This is a genomic window from Roseibium sp. (assembly GCF_048261595.1).
Taxonomy (GTDB): Bacteria; Pseudomonadota; Alphaproteobacteria; order Rhizobiales; family Stappiaceae; genus Roseibium.
This window is the reverse complement of record NZ_JBLXFW010000004.1, coordinates 431,921-451,748: the sequence shown is the minus strand read 5'-3', so window position 1 is coordinate 451,748 and position 19,828 is coordinate 431,921. Positions and strand designations below refer to the sequence as shown.

The following is a 19,828-nucleotide window of genomic DNA, read 5'->3' as shown; positions in this document are numbered from 1 at the left end:
GCAAACGATCACCATCAACCGGAGCAACAAGGAGAAAGCCAATATGGGACGTCTCGTCGTCGTATCGAATCGTGTGGGACCACTCAAAGATACGGGACGGGCCGGAGGGTTGGCGGTTGCTCTGGTTGATGCTCTTTCGCAGTCGGGGGGCATCTGGTTCGGCTGGTCGGGCGACGTCTCCGAGGAAGGCACCTTCGGCCAGCTGAAGACGCAAACGACGCGTAAGGTCCAGATGGTGCAGCTGGACATGACCCAGGCGGACTACGATGAGTTCTACGCCGGTTACGCCAACCGCACGCTTTGGCCTGTGCTGCATTACCGGCTCGATCTCGCTGTCTTCGACCGGCGTTTCGAGCAGGGCTATCGTCATGTGAACGAGCGATTTGCCACCCGGGTAGCACCGCTTCTGGAAAGCGACGATATCGTCTGGGTGCATGACTATCACTTCCTGACCTTCGGTGCGAACCTCAGGGCAATGGACATCGGCAACCCGATGGCCTTCTTCCTCCATATCCCGTTCCCGGCGCCGGAAATCCTTGCGGCTCTTCCGAATGCCAGCTCGATGGTGCGCGCGATGCTGGCCTACGACCTGATCGGATTCCAGACCGAGCGGGATGCCGCCAATTTCCGACGTTTCGTTGTCGAGGAACTTGAGGGAACAGATCTGGGCGATGGCCGTTTGCAGATCAGCGGTGGCGAAGTCATCGCCCGTGCCTACCCGATCGGCATTGACGCGGAAGCCTTTTCAAAATTCGCCATGTCGCCGGACGCGAGGCGCAACATGGGCCGCCTCGAGAAGTTGCTCGGCGGCCGACAGCAGATCATCGGCGTCGACCGGATCGACTATTCAAAGGGCCTGCCAGAGCGGTTCCGGGCCTTCGAGCGCTTGCTCGAGGACTATCCGGAAAATCGGGGCCGCGTGTCGCTCATGCAGGTGGCCCCTCCATCGCGTGCTGAACTCGACGCCTATATCGACATTCGCCGTCAACTGGACGAGATGACGGGTCACGTCAACGGCAGGTTTGCCGACCTCGACTGGACGCCAATCCGGTTTCTTACGAAGTCTTTCCCACGCAGGGCGCTGGCCGGGATCTATCGCGCCAGCCGCGTCGGGCTGGTGACTCCACTCAGGGATGGCATGAACCTCGTTGCCAAGGAATATATCGCCGCCCAAAGAGCTGAAGATCCGGGCGTACTCGTGCTGTCACGGTTTGCGGGCGCGGCCGAAGGCATGAAGGAAGCGGTGATCGTCAATCCTCACTCGGCTGAGGAGGTTGCAGCGGGCCTGCAGACGGCCATCACGATGCCCTTGGAAGAAAGGCGCGACCGCTGGCAGATCATGTTCGACCGCCTGTGCCGGAACGATGCCGTTGCATGGTCACGGGCGATCATGTCGGATGTCCGAACCGTTGCACGCTGACCGGTTCCTTTCTCCCTTGCAACGTTGCGAGCAGTAAAGAACCGCGGCCCAGTCACGAGCCCACTTTTTGCGCCAGGCAAATGGGCGACCGCAGGCCTTGCAGATCTTTTCCGGAAGGTGAGGCTTGCGATGCGCACTCATGATTTCATGTTCTCCGCTGCCGCGAAGAGATCGAGTTGGCCGGCAGATTTCTTCTTTTCAGTTTTTCTGCCGCGCATCGGAATGCCGGACTTTCGGCTCCCATGCCTGTCCTGGATCTCGCGCGCGGTCTGATGGAAACCATCCCCCTTGCGCAGGGCCCAAACCTTGGCCCGTGCCTCGCGCGCTGCGCTCAGATGGTCAACGATCGGAAACGGATAGCTTTTGCCGAGTACACCGGCAGCCTGCTCAGAAGTCCATGGCTCGTGAAGTGCGTAATCCGGCAGATCGCGGAGCTCCGGGAGCCAGCGGCGAATGAACTTGCCCTCGGGATCCTGGTCTTTCCCCTGCTTGACGGGATTGTAGATGCGGATCGTATTTATGCCCGTCGTACCCGATTGCATCTGCACCTGAGGCCAGTGAATTCCGGGCTCGTAGTCGGTGAAAAGCCGGGCCAGATGTTGTCCGGGACGCCGCCAGTCCAGCCACAGCTGGTAGCTGGAGACCGCCATCAGCATTGCACGCATGCGAAAGTTCATCCATCCGGTCGCGTGCAATGCCCGCATGCAGGCGTCAACGAACGGCAGGCCGGTCTCGCCATTCGCCCAGGCAGCGAACCGGGCGGGGTCGATTTCTCGTGGCCTGAGGTCTTCAGTTTCTTGATGAAGGGCCTTGAACTCCAGATCGGGCTGATCTTCCAGCTTTTGCATGAAATGGCAGTGCCAGTGCAAACGTCCGGAAAAGGAGCTGAGAGCACCGCTCCAGCCGCGTCCTCCCGCCGGGCCAAGACCAGACTTCAGGTCGCGCTGGGCGTTCCATGTTCGTTGTGCTACCTCCTTCATCGACAGGGTTCCCCATGCCAGATGCGGCGATATGCGGGAACAGGCGTCGAAACCTTCTAGCGGCGACGACATTGCCCTCCTGTAAGTAAGACCGCGCTTGGTGAGAAAGCTTTCCAAACACGCAAGCCCCGCGCGACGACCGCCAGGTTGCCGGCCTGGACATGGATCCGGCTTCAGGCCGATGTCGCGTTCGCTTGGGATGCAACCCGGATCGATATCGCCAACGGGAGCAAGGACGGGTTCCGGGAACAACGACCCGGCCATCTGCTCGTCCCAGCGGCGGGCCCAGCCATTTCTGTCGCGCAATCGGCGTATCACGCCGGTTTGCCTGAATTCGTGGAAGGGAACGCCGTTTTGCTTGCACCAGGCAGCCACGGCAATGTCACGCTCGAACGTCCAGGCGTTGCCGGTTTCCTCGTGCGCCCAGAGAGCTGCTATGCCGTAACTGTTATGCAAGGTGGCAAGGATTTCGGTGACACCTCCCGTCCTGATGACGAGCGGTTGGCCGCGGCGCGCGAGTGCATGGCGCAATTCTTCGATGGATTCGAGGACGAAGGCATACTGGCGGGCGGACATGTCCGGCTGTTGCCACAACTCGGGTTCAACGATGAAAAGCGGTAAGACGGGGCCATGCTCCGCCGCTCTGAAGAGAGCTTCGTGGTCGTAACTTCTAAGGTCCCTCTTGAACCACACGACTTGTAGCTTGCTGCCGTTGCCAAACATTTCTGGCACCGCGTCCCGAACCGTAAAACACCTGAATGTTTACGTCCGGCAGCCAATGCGGATTACATCAAAGGCCTCGGTAGAACCGTTTTCCATCCGGGTCAGAGAGGTCATGCAGGCGATGAGCGCCATGGCGGGCAAAGCGCAGGGTGACCGATTTCCGCGTGGCGGCGGGGATCTTGTGCTCCGGGGCTTCGCGAAGAAATTCTGCCCCGTAACCGTCTGACACGATGAGACCTGCATCTTCGGGGAAGATGTCGAGCGGCACATCCGGGTGAGTGGCAAAATAGAGCCGGTCGCAGTGTTGCCGATAGTCCGGCCACTTGTTGTCGGCGCGAAAATCGGCGAGCGACGATTTGACTTCGACGATCCAGAGTTCGTGCTTGGGGCCGAGGGCGAGCAGGTCAGCCCGGCGACCGGAAGCGAGCGTCACCTCTGACAGACAGGCAAAGTCCAAGGATCGCAGCAGTCGAGCAGCGCCGCGCCAGACCTTGAGCGCATTTTCTGACTGACGTCCGTCCGTTAACGGGTCATCCAGCGCAATTCTGTTCTCTGAGCGTCCTAGTGTCGAATTCATTCCCGATTAGTTCCGCATTTGTTCGGAAATTTCAAGGAAGCAGACCGAGGAATTTAACGAGTTAGCTCGAAATCAAAACATTCGAGTCACGAAATCTAACGCGGCCAAGTCGGATCTTCTGGCGCATAAACGGATGAAGGCAGCTCGCAGATCGCAAGGGAGTTGCGAACATGTCGCAACTCGCAATAGGTTAGCCATCTGATTGTCGGGATGAGTTCAACGGGAGAATGGATCTGGTGAAGCGATCGCTCGTAGTCGCCTTGCTGGGGTTTGGTGCAGGCATTGCCTTCCTTGGGGCTGCACATGCAGGCAAGGGGGACCGTGTCCTATCGGTTCCGCGAGGCTCACCCATTCTTGAGCGCAAGGTTCTCGATCTTCGGTTCGCGGATTTCGCGCAAGGGATCTGGGCGAGTGATGTCCCTACCTGTCAAAGACTTGAAGCGATCGATGCCGCAGACGATGGCACGGCCGTCGCAGTGTTTCGGGGGCTGATCGAGACACCTGACCGCATATGCCTCGTCTACGGCGCAGAAACCGGTTCGGTAAATTCGCAGCGCGCGGCGCTGAATTGCGACCTTGAATCAGGAGAAGAAGCGCTGGGCCTGATCACGTTGCGGCGGAGCGGCAAAGAAGGGCTTTTGATTCAGGACGGCACGCACGAGCCCCGGTACTTTCAGTTCTGCAAGCCAATCCTGCCTGTAACGCGGTCCGTCACTCAATAGGCTCACAACCTGACGGGAGCGGAACGGCCAGGTCATGGCAAAGCTCCTTCATGGCATCATCGACGGGAAATCGCCTGCAGGTCTCCAGCAGCAGCTGGTGGGCGCCTTCGCTCTGACCTTGCGCGATCAGCCACCGCACCCTCTTGAGCGGAAATTCCTTGCGCCAACGCTTTGGCAAGGTGCTCAGCACCGGGTCATTCTCGATCAGTTGTTCTGCCTGCAGCGCGGTGGTGAAGGCGCGATCGAGCCTAAGGACATTTGCTTCCGCCTCTGCGGCCAGCCGGATCATGCCGGGGTTCCCATCGTACCCTGGAAGACGCCGTACCAGATTTGGGTCGACGGCATCCCCCGCAGCGAGGCGTTCGCCGAGCGCCGCAAATTGCTTCAGCGTTTCTTCTGAAATATCGGCCTTCAGACCGCGAGCCACGAGTTCGGCTCCCGGATCACGATCGAAGGTCCGGATAATCTTTCGGATGATGTTGAGCGAATAAAGATGATCGTGGCTGGCGTGCGAAGACTTCACAAGATGCAGGTCCGCCTCAGGAAACAGCTGCGCAGTTTCCGCGGCGCCTGCGGCATCGACCGGGTCGAAACATCCGAAATACAGGTGAAGGTGATGCGGGAACTGCTGACCGGACGGATGAATGTCGTGTACGCAGGAGGGAACGCCATAGTCCGTACTCTGGTAACCTGGGCGCCCGGGCCTGAGTTCAGGGCCGAAGGCATGGATCTCTCCGTCCCGTCGACGAAGACCGGTCAGGAGGGCCCCGTAGCCTCCCATTGACGAGCCGTAGTGGATGATCCTCGTCGGCTGGACCTGCGAAACGGCTTCATCGATGACGGCATCGATCTCTTCATCAAGGCCGACGTACCATTGATTGCCGGTATCATTGAGAAACAGGCAGTTGTGACGGGTCCCTGCAAAGAGGCGTTCCAACCCGAATTTTCCAGCCGGAACGCGCACCTGCGAAAAGACGACGACGAGGATGCCGTCGTCGCCGTGTTTCGTCTTGTGTCGTAGCCGACAGGGCTTGGGCAGATCATTCATCGGCGCAAACTGCCGGGGCTGAGGGCTTAGCGCAAGCCGTGAATGCGTGCCGGTGCGGAGACGGGATCAGATATCGGGTCCCGTCCAGAGATCCGACTGGGCATTTTTCTTCGGCGTTCGCGCCTCCGACAGATGCGCCGTCACGGGATCCAGAGTGCACAGGGCGTCGTACTGGCTCAGGAAGACCTGCCCGGTCAGATGCTTGAGCAAGTCGGTTCGCCTCAGCCGGTCCATGACAGGCCCCTTTACCTCGGAGAGATGGAACTTCACGCCGCTGTCGGAGAGACGGTGATTGATCTCCTCAAGGCTCTCCAGGGCGCTGGCGTCGATTTCGTTGACCGCCGGGCACATCAGGACGACATGCTTGATCTCGGGGCGCTCGGCAACAAGGCCATAGACCTTGTCCTCCAGGAAGCGGCTGTTTGCGAAGAACAGGCTCTCATCGACGCGCAGGGTCAAGACGCTCGTTCCTGTGGCGACCTGATGCCTGTCGACATTCCGGAAATGCTCGGTTCCCGGAACCACGCCCACAATCGCCGTGTGCGGCCGGCTGGAGCGATAGAGATGCAATGCGATCGACAGGACCACGCCGGAGACGACGCCTTGCTCGACGCCGAAGAACAGCGTGATCAGGATCGTCGCCGCCATGGCGGTGAAATCGCTCTTGGAATAGGCGAAGGTCCGCTTGATTGCGCCCAGGTCAACGAGCGAAAGCACAGCCACGATGATGGTCGCGGCCAGCGTCGCTTGCGGAAGATTGGTCAGAAGCGGGGTCAGGAACAGGGTCGCAACGGCAATGCCGACCGCGGTAAAGGCCCCGGCCGCCGGGGTTGCAGCTCCGGCATCGAAATTGACGACCGAGCGGGCAAAGCCACCGGTAACCGGATAGCCGCCCGAAATCGCGGATGCGATGTTGGACGCGCCCAGTCCGATGAGTTCCTGGTCGGGTTCGATACGCTGGCGTTTTTTCGCGGCCAGCGTCTGGGCGACGGAGACCGATTCTACGAAACCGATGACGGAAATGAGCAGGGCAGCTGGTGCAAGTTGCAGCCACAGCGTGCTGTCGAAGCTTGGCAATTGAGGCATCGGCAGCCCGGAAGGGATATCGCCGACAAGGCGTACGCCTTTGGCGCCCAGGTCGAACAAGGCGGCGATGATGGTCGTGACTGCGACTGCGGCGACTGGTCCGGCTTTCGTCAGGATATCGGCGAGGAAGGGCGGCAAGCCAAGGCCGAGCAGCAATTTCTTGAGGCCCTTGCGGACCCAGAACAGGAAGCCCGTGGCGGCGATGCCGATAGCCAATGTGATCAGGTTGGTTTCGCCAAGCTTCGAGAAGATCGAGCCGAGAATGTCATATAGATTATGCCCGCCGGCGGAGACACCGAGGATATGTTTCAGCTGGCTGGAGGCAATCAGCAGGCCCGATGCCGTGATGAAGCCGGAAATCACAGGATGGCTGAGCAGGTTTGCCAGAAACCCGAGTCGGAACAGTCCCATTGCGACCAGCATGAGGCCGGACAGGAAGGCCAGGACGATTGCAGCGCCAAGATACTCCGCAGTACCTTGCCTCGCGAGTTCCCCGACCGCTGAGGCCGTCATCAACGAGACAACGGCAACGGGCCCGACGGCGAGTGCCCGGCTGGTGCCGAAGATGGCGTAAGCGACCAGTGGCAGGATCGAGGCATAAAGACCGACTTCCGGCGGCAACCCTGCGAGCAGCGCGTAGGCCAGCGATTGCGGGATCAGCATGATCGTGACGATCACCGCAGCGACAAGATCGCTGGTTGCCGTTTCCCTGTTGTACGTCCGGCCCCAGCTCAGGATCGGAAGGTAGCGCTGCAGATGTTTCATGGGGGCCTACTCTGGAGGAATTCAAAGCGGTCGGGCCGGTTGCCCGGCCCGAAACGTTGTTGATCGGCAGGTGCGTGGCGAGAGCCTCAGCCGGCAGAGACTTTTTCCGGCTTCGCCAGCCACTCCTTGCCGCGAAGCATGGCACGCCAGTAGACCGGCGGCAGGATCCGTTCCTTCAGCAGCCACGCAGCATGGCTCGGCTTGGTGCCGTCGATCAGCCACTTCGGAAAGCTCGGCAGCAGCTTGCCGCCATAGCCGAATTCGGCCAGCACGATCTTGCCGCGTTCGACTGTCAGCGGGCAAGAGCCGTAGCCATCATATTGGGCGACGGCACTCTTGCCCTCGATGTCCGCGACGAGATTTTCGGCAACAACGGGCGCCTGCTTGCGAGCCGCCGCCGCCGTCTTGGCATTGGGAGCGTTCATGACATCGCCAAGGGACCAGATGTTGTCATGCGTCTTGTGCCGCAGGGTCGCCTGATCCACATCGACCCAGCCAGCAGCATCCGCCAGCGGCGACACCCGGATGAAGTCGGGTGCAGTCTGAGGTGGCGTGACGTGGATCATGTCGAACCCGACGTCGATGCGTCGCGCGTCCTTCTCGGGTTCGCGGATTTCGAAGGTAGCCGTTCGGGACGGCCCGTCGATTGCGACCAGGTTGTGGAAGAAGTTGAGTTGAGCGTCGTACTTCTTCACGTAGTCCATGAGAGCAGGGACGTACTCCTTGACGCCGAACAGGACGCCGCCAGCGTTCATGAACTCGATCTTGATGTCGCGCAGCGCGCCTGACCGGCTCCAGTGGTCTGCGGAAAGGTAGAGCGCTTTTTGCGGCGCACCCGCGCATTTGATCGGCATCGGCGGCTGTGTGAAGAGGGCGCGACCCTTCTTCAGGTTTTTGACGAGGTGCCATGTGTAGGGCGCCAGATCGTACCTGTAGTTGGACGTAACACCGTGCTTGCCAAGCGTTTCAACAAGGCCTTCCACCTTGTGCCAATCAAGCTTCAAGCCGGGACAGACGACCAGACGGTCGTATTTCACGACGCGGCAACCGTCGAGGATCACCGCATTGTCCTTCGGTTCAAAGGCCGCAACGGCCGACTTGATCCAGTGGACCCCCGAGGGAATCAGGGAACCCATGGTCTTGGCGGTTTCAGCCGCCTCGAAAACACCGCCTCCCACCATCGTCCAGCCCGGCTGGTAGTAGTGGATGTCCGCGGGGTCGATGATTGCGATCTCGAGATCCGGCTTGCGCGACCTCAGACTTGAGGCAACGGAGATACCGGCAGCACCTCCGCCGACAATGACCACGTCGAAGCGTGCGTCTTCCGCGGTCTCCGTCGGCGTCCGGCCACCATTGGCGATCCGCCTGACGACGCCCGCCATGTCGTAACCGGCGCTTTTGGTTTTTTCCAGAATGCTGGACACGGGCAAGGCGTCTGCCTGGGCCAGGGACCAGAGCGTGGCTGACCGGGTTCCTGTCCGGCAGTAGGCTAGGACAGGCTTCGGAAGCTCATCGAACGCTTTTCCGAACGCCAATGCGTCATCGTCGCTGACCTTGCCGGCGACGATGGGCTGGTAACGGATAGTCAGTCCGGCCTTGGCCGCAGCCGCTTCGATTTCCTCGAAGGTCGGCTGGTCGGCAGCTTCTCCGTCGGGGCGGTTACAGATCACCGACCTGTAGCCCTGTGCGGCGATCTCCCAAAGGTCGCCAACCGCAATCTGGGGGCTGACCGACAGTTGATCCGTTATTTTCCGTGCGTCCATCAACATACCTCCCGGCCGAGCCGGCGTCAGTTTCTCTTAGAGTCCGTTCACCGGCACCTTCAGGAAAGTCTTGCCGCTTTCGTCCTTCGGCGGCAGTTTTCCGCCCCGCATGTTGATCTGAAGCGAGGGGATGATCAGCTTCGGCATGTCGAGCTGCGCATCGCGCTCGGTACGGAACTTGACGAACTCTTCCTTCGTCTTGCCACCGCCGACATGGATGTTGTGTTCCTTTTCGGCGCCAACCGTGGTCTCCCACTGGATGTCACGGCCGTTCGGGCCGTAGTCGTGACACATGAAAAGGCGCATGTCGTCCGGCAGGGAAAGCACTTTCTGAATGGAATCGTAAAGGGTTCCGGCATCGCCGCCGGGGAAGTCGGCTCGTGCGGAACCGCCATCCGGCATGAAGAGGGTGTCGCCGACGAACGCGGCATCGCCGATCACATGAACCATGCATGCAGGCGTATGGCCCGGCGTGTACATGGCAAAGGCCTTCATCGAGCCAATGGTGTAGGTGTCCCCTTCAGCAAAAAGCTTGTCGAACTGGCTGCCATCGCGCTGGAACTCGGTTCCTTCGTTGAAGATCTTGCCAAATGTATCCTGCACGACTGTGATCTTGTCGCCGATGCCCAGCTTGCCACCCAGTTTCGACTGGATGTAGGGGGCCGCAGACAGGTGGTCGGCGTGCACGTGCGTCTCGATCAGCCACTCCAGCTTGAGGTTATTTTTCTGGATGAAGGCGATGATCTCATCGGCATGATCGTATGTGATGCGTCCTGCCGCATAGTCGATGTCCATGACGCTGTCGACAACCGCACAAGCGTCGGAGGATGGATCCTTGACGACGTAGCTGATGGTATTGGTTGCCGGATCGAAGAAGGCCGTCACTTCCGGATGAAGGGACATGTTGACGGGATAAGTCATTGCTTTCATCTCCATTTCGAGGACAGGGCGATCTTGCGCCCAGCCGTTTGTCTCGGGCCCGCAGTCCAAAAAAAGGACTGCGGGAAGCCTTAAAGTTGTCAGCGGGCAGAAGCCGCGGCCTGACCAGAGCGAATGCTGGTCACGTAGCGAACCGCGAGCATGCCTGCCACGATCGCTGCGGCGGTAATGAACGGTTCGACGCGGCCAAGGCCGAGAGCCGGTACCAGTCCTCCTGGGCAGAAGCCTGCAATCCCCCAACCGATGCCGAAGATTGCCGAACCGCCGATGAGCTTTACGTCCAGATCCTTGCGCGTCGGAAGCGAGAAGCCGCTTGCAAGCAACGGATGGTTCATCCGGAAGACCAGGCGATAGCCGATTGCCGTGACGGTCAGGGCGCCGCCCATGACGAACATCAGGCTGGGATCCCATGTGCCGGCAACGTCGAAGAAGTTGAGAACCTTGGCCGGGTTCGCCATGCCTGACAGAAGAATGCCGATGCCGAAAACGAGTCCGATGGCGAATGCTGATACGGTCTTGAGCATCTGATTAGCCTCCGATCACGTGACGAATGACAAAGACGGTGACAAGGCCGGTGGCCATGAAGGTCAGCGTCGCGACGATTGAGCGGATGGAGAAGCGGGCCATGCCGCATACGCCGTGTCCGCTGGTGCAGCCGGAGCCGAGGGAGGTGCCGATACCGACGAGAAAGCCACCGACGCCCAGCATGACAGGCGTGACCGGGACCGTGATCTGCGGCATTTCGCCGGAAATCAGGACCATTGCAGTCGGTGCAGCGACCATGCCCAGGATGAACGCGGCACGCCAGGCCCAGTCACCCTTGGCTGGGGATGAGAGAAGTCCGCCCACGATGCCGTTGATGCCGGCGATACGCCCGTGAACCGCCATCAGCGCGACGGTGGCAACGCCAATTAGGACGCCGCCAATCAGCGACATCACCGGTGTGAATTCAGTCATTGTCGGAACCCGCTCCTTATTTTCAATAATTCGAATATAAGAATTGAGGGTGCAGAAATTCAAGAGGTTTCTTTCACCCCGGACAATGTTCATTTCTTGGAGGTTAACGCAGCCAAAATGTGCCCGTCAGTCGGAAGACTACGGAAGGGCCTCGTTCCTGCTCTAAGCGGGCAGCCGGAGGAACGGCGGGTTGGCCGGTTGGTTTAACCGTGGGGAAGTTGGCGCCGAGATGGGCTGGTCAGCGTGGGGCAGGCGCGGTCGGCCCGCTATCAGTGGCGCCGAAAAGTGGTGCTACCGGATCGATTGCCAGAACGACTTCGGTGCCATCCGCTCGTGTGCGGACGTTCGCACCAGGTATCAAAATCGCTGGATTTTCTTCAAGTGCCGGGATTTGCCGGTCGATCTTTGGCCCGGAGAACTCACCCATGGGGCGCAAGATCTCTTCGTGCAGAACACTGCCGGTGAACAGAGGAAGAAGATCGCCATTGCGCAGGATCTCGTATCGGCTCGGCCAAAGCCGCAGGATCCAGCGATTGTTGTCCGGTGCAGTCGCTTGATCGCCTCGGATCAGGATCAGGCTTGGCTGGCGTCCGTTCTGGGTTCTTGGAAGCGCGGGCAGCTTTTCCGCAGGGGTCTCGCCGACCACGAATCCTGATGCGGTTTCTAGGGTCCACTTTGGAGCCGGAATCCACCCCTGAGGCAACAGTGCCTCGGAGAACCGTTCTGGCGACCCGGCATACTGGATGACCAGCGGTTCTTTCGTTTCACCGTTGAGTTCGATTCGATGGTCGGGCAGCATCTGCCATCCACGTGCGGTCCACTCGCGCGCTGTCAGGATGACGCGCTCTGCTCGCGGTTGATAGGTCGCAAGGGCTCGCTCGAAGCCTGTTGCGACATGCCAGCCACCAAAAGCGGCGAGAGCCCCGACAACGATTGCCGCAAGCGTGATCCGGCCGACCTTCTCGTTATGGATCGGGCCGAAGACGAAAGCGAAAGCCGCAACCATACCGGTGCCGAACAGAAGACCGGCTAACACGTCCGACGCCCAGTGAGCGCCGAGATAGACCCGCGAGAAGCCCATGGCCAGGATGTAGGTGGCGGCGACCGAAAAGATGCCGGCCTTGACCCATCGGCTCCGGTCGTGGGCGATGAGAACGGCGCAGATGCCGAAGAGCACCGTGTTCAGCGTCGCATGGCCGCTGGGAAAGCTGAACGCGTCAGCGCCGGTGTAGAGGTCCATTGGCCGGGAGCGTTCCAGCAGAGCCTTGAACAGCGGTACGAAAACGGCCGTGACGCTTATGGCGATAGCAAAACCGGTCGCCCGCCTCCAGGCCTTGCGCGCAAAGAGGTACAGGGCAACGACGATGGAGACTGCGGTTACCACGATGCCGTCGCCGAGTGTCGTGATTGCCACCATGATCTGGTCGCCGATAGGTGAGCGCAGCGTTTCGAACATGTTGAGGATTGCGATATCCGCGCGCACCATCGGCTCGCCCGGCGCAATCTCGCCCATGAACCAGAAGAACAGCGGCATCGTTATCAGCAGGAGCAGCGCAGAAACGAGCATGCCGCTCGAGCGAGGGTGCAAAGGATCGAAGGTCTCTGCAATCCAGCCCGAAATGCGGTCCGGGCGGCGTGCAAACCAGTCGACGATGGCCGAATGAGCGTTAGGGAACAGCGGCAGGATAATCAGGATCAGCCAGCGCCCCAGCATCACGGTCACGAAGGCGATCAGCAGGAAGCCGCCGAGTACAAGAGCCAGCCGGCCACTGATCTGGCCAACCGCACTCAGAGCGGTGCCCGCAATGATGCCAGGACCAAGATGCGCAACTGTCCAGGCAAATGCGGAGACCACGTTGATGATGGTGAAGCGCGTGGCGTTCATTCCGACCATGCCGGCGATGCCCGGAACGACGGATTTGACGCCCGGGACGAAGCGCCCGATGAAGACGCTTTTGCCGCCATGCAGCCTGAAGAACTCTTCGCCCCGATCCATCAGGCTCGAATATCGCGACAACGGCCAAAGCTTGCGGACCTGGTCCTTGTAGAAATAGCCGAACCAGTAGGAGACTGCGTCACCGACAGTCGCGCCGAGTGTGGTCCAGATGAAAATCGAAACCGGGTCCAGCTTGCCGAGGCCGATAAACGTACCCGCGCCGACAAGAACGACCGTACTTGGAACGACCAGCCCGATGATGAAGAGGGCTTCACCCATCGCTGCTGCGAAACAGATAAAGCCGGCAAGTGACGGATTGTCACCGATGAAATTGACGAGTTGTTCCAGAATTTGCGTCACGGGATCAGGGCTCGTCCATCATGTGCTGAGCAAAGGCATTGGGCTTCATATAGGCAACGAACCTGCGGCTCAACAGGGCAAAAAATCTCGGTTTCGCGGCGTGCGATATTTCGGAAATCTTCAATGACGGCATTATGGTAAATGATCTGCTAAGCATTCGTTGCACCAATGGAACGGATTGGCGGGATTGCATGCCGTGGAGCTCTGAAGATGTTTGAATCTGCGCATTTGCCGCAAAAGATGGACAAGAAAACATTTCGGAAGCTGGAGCCGGAATTACGTCAGGCTCTGCTATCGGCGCAGCTCGAGATCGTCGAAAAGAAGCCGTTCTCGACAATCATTCTGGTCGACGGTCTGGACGGTGCCGGCAAGGGTGAGGCGATTGCGAGGCTCTACGAGTGGATGGATGCCCGCCACATCGTCTGTAATGCCTATGGCGAACCCATGGACGAGGCGCGCTTGCGTCCCCGCCTGTGGCGCTACTGGCGGGATCTTCCGGCGAAAGGCCAGACTGCTGTCGTCTTCGGTAGCTGGTATCAGAAAGCGCTTCGCGACCGGATCTTTGACAAGATCGATGATCGGACATTTGAGAGCGAGCTGACCAAGATCCGTTTGTTCGAGGAAATGCTGGCCCATGAAGGGGTGCTCCTCTTGAAGTTCTGGTTCCTGCTGCCGAAGGAGGACCAGGAGCGACGGCTCAAGAAAATCCGGAAGAAGGAGGTCGCCCGCCACGTTTTGGCGGATTGGGCGGCCTTGAAAAACCACGCCAAGGCATCCGAGCATGGCGAAAAGATTATTCTCGAGACCAGCAAGGGGCATGCACCCTGGTTTGTCATTCCCTCGCAGGACCCGGAGTTTCGAGATGCGGCGCTAGCCCAGACGCTGGCCTCGGCCATGCGTCTGAAACTTGAGGACGGCGAGAACGGATCCATTGCCGCGCCACCGGTCGTTAGTGGTTTGAGGCGCCAATCCGCGGTCGATGCGGTCGATCTGACGGCCTCCATTTCGAAAGCCGACTATGAAAAGCAGCGTGACGAGCTGCAGGAGCGACTTGGCGACATTTCAGATACCAAGGACTTTTCAAAGAGGGGGATGATCCTGGTTTTCCAGGGCAACGACGCCGCCGGTAAGGGAGGGGCGATCCGGCGAGTGATCCGCCCTCTCGATCCGCGCATCTATCAGGTCCACCCGATCTCCGCGCCAAGTGACGAGGAGAAGGCCCGGCCATACCTCTGGCGGTTCTGGCGTCGGGTTCCGCGCAAGGGCCACGTCGCGATCTTCGACCGCTCATGGTACGAGCGGGTCCTTGTCGAGCGTGTCGAAGGCTATGCCGGGCACGACGACTGGCTGCGCGCCTACAGCGAAATCAACGAGTTCGAGGAAGAGCTGACCGGCTTCGGTTATATCGTCTGCAAGTTCTGGCTCGCGATCAGCGCGGAAGAACAATTACGCCGGTTCAAGGCACGCGAAGAGACTGCCTACAAGCAGCACAAGATCACCGATGACGACTGGCGTAACCGTTTGAAATGGGACCAGTACGCCATCGCGGCCGGGGACATGATCGACCGTACGTCCACCCACCATGCGCCCTGGACGCTGATTTCTTCCGAAAACAAGCGGCACGCCCGCATCGAAGTCCTCAAGACCATCTGCAACCGTCTGGAAGAGGAACTGTGATGGCGAGCTCGGCCGTCTAAAGGGCGCTGCCCAGATAGTCGAGAGCTGCCTGCACACCGCCCCGGCCGTGCGGAATACCCGTCTTGTTCAGGCCGAGTTCGATGGCTGAGAGTGTCCCCAGGGTCATGACGGCATTCACATGCCCCATGTGGCCAATGCGGATACCTTGGCCGGAAAGGGCTCCGATTGTCCCGCCGATCGTGACGCCGCAGGTTTCGCGCGTGAACTGACGCAAGGGTGCGGGATCATGTCCGCCGAAACGAACCACGGTCACGCTGTTGGAGCTTGCCAACGGATCCAGAATGTTCAGTTCAAGCGCCCCGCCTTGTCCCCATGCGCCGACGGCGCGCCGGGTTGCCTCGGCCAATAGCGCGTGGCGATGCCAGACATTCTCAAGCCCTTCCGCCTCGATCATTTCGAGCGCCGCCCTGAATCCGAAGAGAAGATGCTCCGGTGGAGTGCCGCAATATTTTTGATAGTGCTCCGGGCCGTCGCGAAAGGTCCAGTCCATGTAGTTGGTGCGCAGGTCTGCGGTTTTATGCGCCTCAACGGCCCGCGGACCAGCGATGACGAAGGACAGTCCCGGAGGGGTCATCAGGCCTTTCTGGGAGCCGGTCAGAGCAACATCGACGCCCCAGGCGTCCATTTCGAACGGTATGCATCCAAGGGAAGCGATGGTATCGACCATGAGCAGCGCGTTATGCCCGGCTGCATCCATGGCTTTTCTGATGGCGGCAATATCGTTCCAGGCGCCCGACGCGGTGTCGACCTGAACCACAAGGACGGCCTTGATGTCGCCGGCATCGTCTCGCCTCAGCCGTGCCGCGACCGCATCCGGATCAACGGCTTTGCGCCAGTCGCCCTGAAGAACCTCCATCTGGAGACCTGGAATACCCGCAGCCTCGCCCCAGGCAAGTGCGAACCGGCCGGATTCGAGCACGAGCACCTTGTCGCCCCGGCTCAGCGTATTGCTCAATGCAGCGTCCCACGCTCCGTGACCGTTGGCGGCATAGATGTAGGGTTTCCCGGAAGATCGGAACAGCTTCTGCAGCCCGCGCAGACACATTTCAGTGGTTTCGATCAACGGGCCTTCATAGATGTCGACCGCCGGACGATGCATCGCACGCAACACTTCGTCCGGTACGTTGGTCGGGCCCGGAATCATCAGGAATTCCTTGCCGTTGCGCAATGTCATGACTGTCCACCCCTTGAATTCTCTATCGAGAATCTAGGGCAGCTGACGGCGGCGATAAAGCAACAATCGCTGATGATTTGATGAGGGAAATTGATGCGAAGGCGAGATTCTAGGATCTGAGGAGGGTGCGGCGGCTTCCGCCGCACCCCGGGATGTCATTCAGCCGAAATACGCCGTGTCATGCGTTGGAGCTGCGGGCCCAAAGATTGACGTCGAAGTTGATCGAAAGCCGATCAATCTCCTTCAGTTCGGCATCGCTGAACGCAAGGTTTGAAAGCGCACCGACACAGTCGGTAATCTGTCCCGGCCGGCTTGCACCGATCAGGGCAGAGGTCACGCGGCCGCCACGCAGGACCCAAGCCAGAGCCATCTGCGCAAGCGACTGCCCGCGCGCTTCAGCGATAGCAGCAAGTCCCCGAATCCGCTCGATCTTGTCGTCGCTCACCATGTCCGGATTGAGCGACTTGTTAGCCGCGGCACGGCTGTCTTCAGGAACACCTTTGAGGTACTTCGAGGTCAGAACACCCTGGGCCAGTGGCGTGAAGGCGATCGAACCGATGCCTTCGTCATCAAGAACGTCCAGGAGACCGTCATCTTCCACCCACCGGTTGATCATCGAATAGCTGGGCTGATGGATGATACATGGCGTTCCGAGATCCTTCAGGATCTTGGCGGCCTCACGGGTACGCTGGGAGCTATAGGAAGAGATGCCGACGTAAAGCGCCTTGCCCTGACGCACGGCGGAATCGAGGGCGCCCATGGTCTCCTCGAGCGGAGTGTCGGGATCGAAGCGATGAGAATAGAAGATGTCGACATAGTCGACACCCATACGCTTCAGGCTCTGATCCAGGCTGGAGAGCAGATACTTCCGGCTGCCCCATTCTCCGTAGGGTCCGGGCCACATGCCGTATCCGGCCTTGGTGGAGACAACCAGTTCATCACGGTAGCCATGGAAGTCCGTGCGCAGGATCTCGCCAAAGGCCTCTTCCGCAGATCCCGGAGGGGGACCGTAGTTATTGGCCAGGTCGAAATGAGTGATGCCGAGATCAAACGCCGTCCGGCACATGGCTCGCCCGTTCTCCCGTGCGCTGTCGCCCCCGAAGTTGTGCCACAGGCCGAGCGAGATCGCCGGAAGCTTCAGTCCGCTGCGACCGCAGCGATTGTAAATCATTGAGTCGTAGCGTTTGTCAGAAGGCAAATACGCCATCTTCTTTCCCCCCAAGGTTATGACTTTTGCCGCACGGTCCAAGCACGGGCACAAGCTGCTACTTGAAGCCCGTCGCGGCAGATAACTGTGTGTTTCTGGAATGCCGGCCAAGGCCGGGTTTTCGGTGTGAATGATTTCATCTAACCATGTACCCGCTCGAATGGAAAGGGTGGTCACGCAGGTACGCAAGTTCTGGTGTGGTGCACGACGGTGTCTGAACCCGCGAGCGATCGAAATACGCAAATTTTAGAAAGATTGAACGAATTGCGGAAATCATGTTGTTTCCGCAAGGGAAAGCCAGCACACTTGATGCATATTTCGAGAAATTCATTGGTCGCCCAATCATGATTATCGTCCACAAGGGCGACAGCCCACTGATCCTTTGCTTGCCGCATACCGGCGTGGATATTCCCCCGGCTGTGGAGGCGCGCTTCAGCGCAACCGGGCGTATGCAGGCAGATATCTCCTGGCGGCTTGAGCAAGTGATGGAGGTCGGCCGCGAACTTGGAGCAACGATCATTCGCTCGACCGTGTCGCGATACGTGATCGATCTCGATCATGCTGTCGAGGCCTCCGATGTGTCCGACGTAAAGTCGTTGTGCCCCACCGTCACGCTCGATCAAAAGACAATTTACAAAACCGACGAAGAGCCTGGTCCCGTTGAGGCCGAGCAGAGAATGCTGCTGTTTTACAATCCCTTTCACCAGGCCCTGGAAGCGGAAGTTGCCCGTTTGCGAAAGATGCACCAGCAGGTCGTCGTCTGTGACAGTCAGTCCGTTCGTTCTCGTATTCGTGGCTTCATCGATGACGAGCTTGCTGCTTTGAATATTGGCACTGACGGTGGAAAGAGTTGCGCCGACGGGCTTCGCAACACCTTCGTCGGGTCATTCACGGGCCTGAAAGGATTTTCGGTCGCGGTGGATGATCGGTTCAGGGGTGGTCACATAACGCGGAAGTTCGGCCAGCCAGATCGGGGTATCCACGCGCTGACGCTTGTCATTGCCCAGCGGTGTTATCTGCGCCACGAGTCGCCACCCTTCGAGCCGGACAAGATTCAGGTCACCCGGTTGAAAGCCGTCCTGGCTGACGGCTTAGCGCGTGTTGTTGACTGGGCCAAGGGTCATGCGCCCGAAGATACTACCCCCGACGAAACGCCGTCCCGGGAAAATGCGCCGCCGATGGAAGTCGCAAGCTGACCAGCAGCTACGGGCGACAAGTCTCCGAAGGCGGCTAGCCGCCTAGACAACGTTCCTCTCGATAATGGGTTTGCGACGCGTCAAGCGCTCAGGACCGAGGGGTGATAGGTCGAGCGTTTGATAGGCTCCCGTCGCAATCAGTTCCGACAAACCTCGCCCGACCGCAGGCGACTGTTGCAGCCCATGGCCGGAAAATCCCAATGCCATGTAGTAGCCGTCGATGCCTGGCACAGCCCCGACAAGAGCGTTGTGGTCGAAAAGGTTCATGTCGTAGTGGCCCGCCCAGGCTTTGCCGGGACGAATGGCTTCGAATGCGGGTACGCGGGCTGCGAGCGTTGGCCAGATTGTCTCTTCGAACAAGGAATGATCGACGTCGAAGTCGTCGCTGTCCGGATCATTTTCGTCCGCAGGACTGACCCCGCAGATATAGCCGGATCCTTCCGGGCGGACATAAGTTCCGTTCGGATCGATCAGGAGCGGGAAATCGGCCAGCTTGTCCCGGCATTCAAAGGTGAAGACGAAACGCTTGCGAGAATGCACGGGCACGTCGAAGCCGGCTTGACGGGAGATCTCTGCTCCACCCGAAGCTCCGGCGCAATTGACCAGCACGCCGCAGGACAGGGTTCGGCCGTCTGACAGCTCGACCGACCAGCTGGTTCCGGTCTTGGTGATCGTGGTGGCCCTGGCCGAAATGTACTCGACCGAGAGGGACCGCGCCTTCCGGCGAAAAGCCTGCATGAGCGCATAGCCGTCGAACCAGCCCTCGCCGGTCACACCGTGACACCCCGCTGCGAGATCGCTTGTCTCCAGCCACGGGAAGCGAGCCTTCAGACCGTTCTGGTCGAAAAGACGGATATCGGCGCCCAATCCTGTCTGCAGCGTGTGGTTTGTTTCAAGAATGTCGAGCTTGTCCGGCGTCGCCAGGAAGAGATAGCCGCCCTCGTGCAGGTCTATCACCGGCTTGTCGCCGTTTGCTTCCAGCCGGTCGCCGATGGTCCTGAGATATTCGATCCCGAACAGCGATATCTCAATATTGATCGCGCTGGAAAATTGTTGGCGGATGGAAGCCGCCGACCGGGCTGACGCACAGATGCCGTAGGCCGGATCCGCTTCGATGACGATGATGCGTCCGGAAAAATCGTCCCGCTGCGCAAGTTGGCAGGCCGTGGAGGAGCCCATGACGGCACCGCCGATGATGATAACGTCTGCAGAATTTATGCTCATCCGCTACGGCCTGCCTGATCGGTGGCCGGAGGCGGGGGGCACCTCCGGCGACG

Annotated in this window: 17 protein-coding genes; 4 read left to right on the top strand and 13 right to left on the bottom strand. The window is 59.7% G+C overall.

Annotated elements, in window-relative coordinates:
- Positions 1 to 43: 43 nt before the first annotated feature.
- Positions 44 to 1,420: an alpha,alpha-trehalose-phosphate synthase (UDP-forming) gene (locus tag ACN0SY_RS15615; protein ID WP_417688691.1), complete on the top strand. Its 1,377-nt coding sequence runs from the start codon at positions 44 to 46 to the stop codon at positions 1,418 to 1,420.
- On the opposite strand, the gene ACN0SY_RS15610 is transcribed toward ACN0SY_RS15615, so the two are convergent.
- From ACN0SY_RS15610 to ACN0SY_RS15600, 3 genes are all read right to left on the bottom strand, one after another.
- The gene (locus ACN0SY_RS15610) at positions 1,379 to 1,561 is read right to left on the bottom strand and encodes a DUF2256 domain-containing protein (protein WP_417688689.1); all 183 of its coding nucleotides are present in this window, start codon (positions 1,559 to 1,561) and stop codon (positions 1,379 to 1,381) included. The genes ACN0SY_RS15615 and ACN0SY_RS15610 overlap by 42 nt on opposite strands.
- Positions 1,558 to 3,123, bottom strand: a complete 1,566-nt coding sequence (locus ACN0SY_RS15605; RefSeq protein WP_417688687.1) for an FAD-binding domain-containing protein — start codon at positions 3,121 to 3,123, stop codon at positions 1,558 to 1,560. Before ACN0SY_RS15605 ends, ACN0SY_RS15610 begins: the two co-directional genes overlap by 4 nt.
- A gap of 67 nt (positions 3,124 to 3,190) precedes the next feature.
- On the bottom strand, positions 3,191 to 3,700 hold the full coding sequence (locus ACN0SY_RS15600) for an MmcB family DNA repair protein (RefSeq protein WP_417688685.1): 510 nt from the start codon (positions 3,698 to 3,700) through the stop codon (positions 3,191 to 3,193).
- A gap of 227 nt (positions 3,701 to 3,927) precedes the next feature.
- Here ACN0SY_RS15600 and ACN0SY_RS15595 point away from each other — a divergent pair, with 227 nt between their 5' ends.
- A complete protein-coding gene (locus ACN0SY_RS15595) occupies positions 3,928 to 4,422 on the top strand; it encodes a hypothetical protein (protein ID WP_417688683.1) in 495 nt (164 codons plus the stop codon).
- On the opposite strand, the gene ACN0SY_RS15590 is transcribed toward ACN0SY_RS15595, so the two are convergent.
- The 7 genes from ACN0SY_RS15590 to ACN0SY_RS15560 all read right to left on the bottom strand — a co-directional run bounded on the left by ACN0SY_RS15590 (position 4,412) and on the right by ACN0SY_RS15560 (position 13,276).
- Positions 4,412 to 5,470, bottom strand: a complete 1,059-nt coding sequence (locus ACN0SY_RS15590) for a hypothetical protein (RefSeq protein ID WP_417688681.1) — start codon at positions 5,468 to 5,470, stop codon at positions 4,412 to 4,414. The two genes, ACN0SY_RS15595 and ACN0SY_RS15590, sit on opposite strands and share 11 nt — an antisense overlap.
- Positions 5,471 to 5,536: 66 nt before the next feature.
- On the bottom strand, positions 5,537 to 7,321 hold the full coding sequence (locus ACN0SY_RS15585) for a SulP family inorganic anion transporter (RefSeq protein WP_417688679.1): 1,785 nt from the start codon (positions 7,319 to 7,321) through the stop codon (positions 5,537 to 5,539).
- 86 nt (positions 7,322 to 7,407) lie between these two features.
- Positions 7,408 to 9,084, bottom strand: a complete 1,677-nt coding sequence (locus ACN0SY_RS15580; protein WP_417688677.1) for a TIGR01244 family sulfur transferase — start codon at positions 9,082 to 9,084, stop codon at positions 7,408 to 7,410.
- Positions 9,085 to 9,120: 36 nt separating this feature from the next.
- Positions 9,121 to 10,014 (bottom strand): MBL fold metallo-hydrolase, encoded by an 894-nt coding sequence (locus tag ACN0SY_RS15575; RefSeq protein WP_417688675.1) that lies wholly within the window; start codon positions 10,012 to 10,014, stop codon positions 9,121 to 9,123.
- An 89-nt stretch (positions 10,015 to 10,103) separates the two neighbouring features.
- A complete protein-coding gene (locus tag ACN0SY_RS15570) occupies positions 10,104 to 10,547 on the bottom strand; it encodes a DUF6691 family protein (protein WP_417688673.1) in 444 nt (147 codons plus the stop codon).
- 4 nt (positions 10,548 to 10,551) lie between these two features.
- Positions 10,552 to 10,980, bottom strand: coding sequence for a YeeE/YedE family protein (locus ACN0SY_RS15565; RefSeq protein WP_417688671.1), 429 nt, complete (start codon positions 10,978 to 10,980; stop codon positions 10,552 to 10,554).
- 238 nt (positions 10,981 to 11,218) lie between these two features.
- Complete coding sequence (locus ACN0SY_RS15560) at positions 11,219 to 13,276, bottom strand: VTT domain-containing protein (RefSeq protein WP_417688669.1); 2,058 nt, start codon at positions 13,274 to 13,276, stop codon at positions 11,219 to 11,221.
- 210 nt (positions 13,277 to 13,486) lie between these two features.
- Here ACN0SY_RS15560 and pap point away from each other — a divergent pair, with 210 nt between their 5' ends.
- Entirely contained in the window at positions 13,487 to 14,953 is a 1,467-nt protein-coding gene (gene pap / locus ACN0SY_RS15555; RefSeq protein ID WP_417688667.1) for a polyphosphate:AMP phosphotransferase, read from the top strand.
- A 16-nt stretch (positions 14,954 to 14,969) separates the two neighbouring features.
- On the opposite strand, the gene ACN0SY_RS15550 is transcribed toward pap, so the two are convergent.
- Both ACN0SY_RS15550 and mgrA read right to left on the bottom strand, forming a co-directional pair.
- Complete coding sequence (locus ACN0SY_RS15550) at positions 14,970 to 16,148, bottom strand: pyridoxal-phosphate-dependent aminotransferase family protein (protein ID WP_417688665.1); 1,179 nt, start codon at positions 16,146 to 16,148, stop codon at positions 14,970 to 14,972.
- A 178-nt stretch (positions 16,149 to 16,326) separates the two neighbouring features.
- Positions 16,327 to 17,355: an L-glyceraldehyde 3-phosphate reductase gene (gene mgrA / locus ACN0SY_RS15545; protein WP_417688663.1), complete on the bottom strand. Its 1,029-nt coding sequence runs from the start codon at positions 17,353 to 17,355 to the stop codon at positions 16,327 to 16,329.
- Between the two features lie 344 nt (positions 17,356 to 17,699).
- On the opposite strand from mgrA, the gene ACN0SY_RS15540 reads away from it, so the two are divergent.
- Positions 17,700 to 18,551 (top strand): N-formylglutamate amidohydrolase, encoded by an 852-nt coding sequence (locus ACN0SY_RS15540; protein ID WP_417688661.1) that lies wholly within the window; start codon positions 17,700 to 17,702, stop codon positions 18,549 to 18,551.
- Between the two features lie 42 nt (positions 18,552 to 18,593).
- Here ACN0SY_RS15540 and ACN0SY_RS15535 read toward each other — a convergent pair whose 3' ends face one another.
- On the bottom strand, positions 18,594 to 19,775 hold the full coding sequence (locus ACN0SY_RS15535) for an NAD(P)/FAD-dependent oxidoreductase (protein ID WP_417688659.1): 1,182 nt from the start codon (positions 19,773 to 19,775) through the stop codon (positions 18,594 to 18,596).
- Between the last annotated feature and the right edge of the window lie 53 nt (positions 19,776 to 19,828).

What these genes read in the sequence shown, in the direction of transcription:
- ACN0SY_RS15575 (WP_417688675.1), bottom strand. Translation starts at nt 10,014, where the DNA reads ATGAAAGCAATGACTTATCCCGTCAACATGTCCCTTCATCCGGAAGTG.
- ACN0SY_RS15535 (WP_417688659.1), bottom strand. Translation starts at nt 19,775, where the DNA reads ATGAGCATAAATTCTGCAGACGTTATCATCATCGGCGGTGCCGTCATG.
- ACN0SY_RS15540 (WP_417688661.1), top strand. Translation starts at nt 17,700, where the DNA reads ATGATTATCGTCCACAAGGGCGACAGCCCACTGATCCTTTGCTTGCCG.
- mgrA (WP_417688663.1), bottom strand. Translation starts at nt 17,355, where the DNA reads ATGGCGTATTTGCCTTCTGACAAACGCTACGACTCAATGATTTACAAT.
- ACN0SY_RS15595 (WP_417688683.1), top strand. Translation starts at nt 3,928, where the DNA reads ATGGATCTGGTGAAGCGATCGCTCGTAGTCGCCTTGCTGGGGTTTGGT.
- ACN0SY_RS15600 (WP_417688685.1), bottom strand. Translation starts at nt 3,700, where the DNA reads ATGAATTCGACACTAGGACGCTCAGAGAACAGAATTGCGCTGGATGAC.
- ACN0SY_RS15570 (WP_417688673.1), bottom strand. Translation starts at nt 10,547, where the DNA reads ATGCTCAAGACCGTATCAGCATTCGCCATCGGACTCGTTTTCGGCATC.
- ACN0SY_RS15580 (WP_417688677.1), bottom strand. Translation starts at nt 9,084, where the DNA reads ATGGACGCACGGAAAATAACGGATCAACTGTCGGTCAGCCCCCAGATT.
- ACN0SY_RS15565 (WP_417688671.1), bottom strand. Translation starts at nt 10,980, where the DNA reads ATGACTGAATTCACACCGGTGATGTCGCTGATTGGCGGCGTCCTAATT.
- ACN0SY_RS15590 (WP_417688681.1), bottom strand. Translation starts at nt 5,470, where the DNA reads ATGAATGATCTGCCCAAGCCCTGTCGGCTACGACACAAGACGAAACAC.
- ACN0SY_RS15605 (WP_417688687.1), bottom strand. Translation starts at nt 3,123, where the DNA reads ATGTTTGGCAACGGCAGCAAGCTACAAGTCGTGTGGTTCAAGAGGGAC.
- pap (WP_417688667.1), top strand. Translation starts at nt 13,487, where the DNA reads ATGTTTGAATCTGCGCATTTGCCGCAAAAGATGGACAAGAAAACATTT.
- ACN0SY_RS15610 (WP_417688689.1), bottom strand. Translation starts at nt 1,561, where the DNA reads ATGAGTGCGCATCGCAAGCCTCACCTTCCGGAAAAGATCTGCAAGGCC.
- ACN0SY_RS15615 (WP_417688691.1), top strand. Translation starts at nt 44, where the DNA reads ATGGGACGTCTCGTCGTCGTATCGAATCGTGTGGGACCACTCAAAGAT.
- ACN0SY_RS15550 (WP_417688665.1), bottom strand. Translation starts at nt 16,148, where the DNA reads ATGACATTGCGCAACGGCAAGGAATTCCTGATGATTCCGGGCCCGACC.
- ACN0SY_RS15585 (WP_417688679.1), bottom strand. Translation starts at nt 7,321, where the DNA reads ATGAAACATCTGCAGCGCTACCTTCCGATCCTGAGCTGGGGCCGGACG.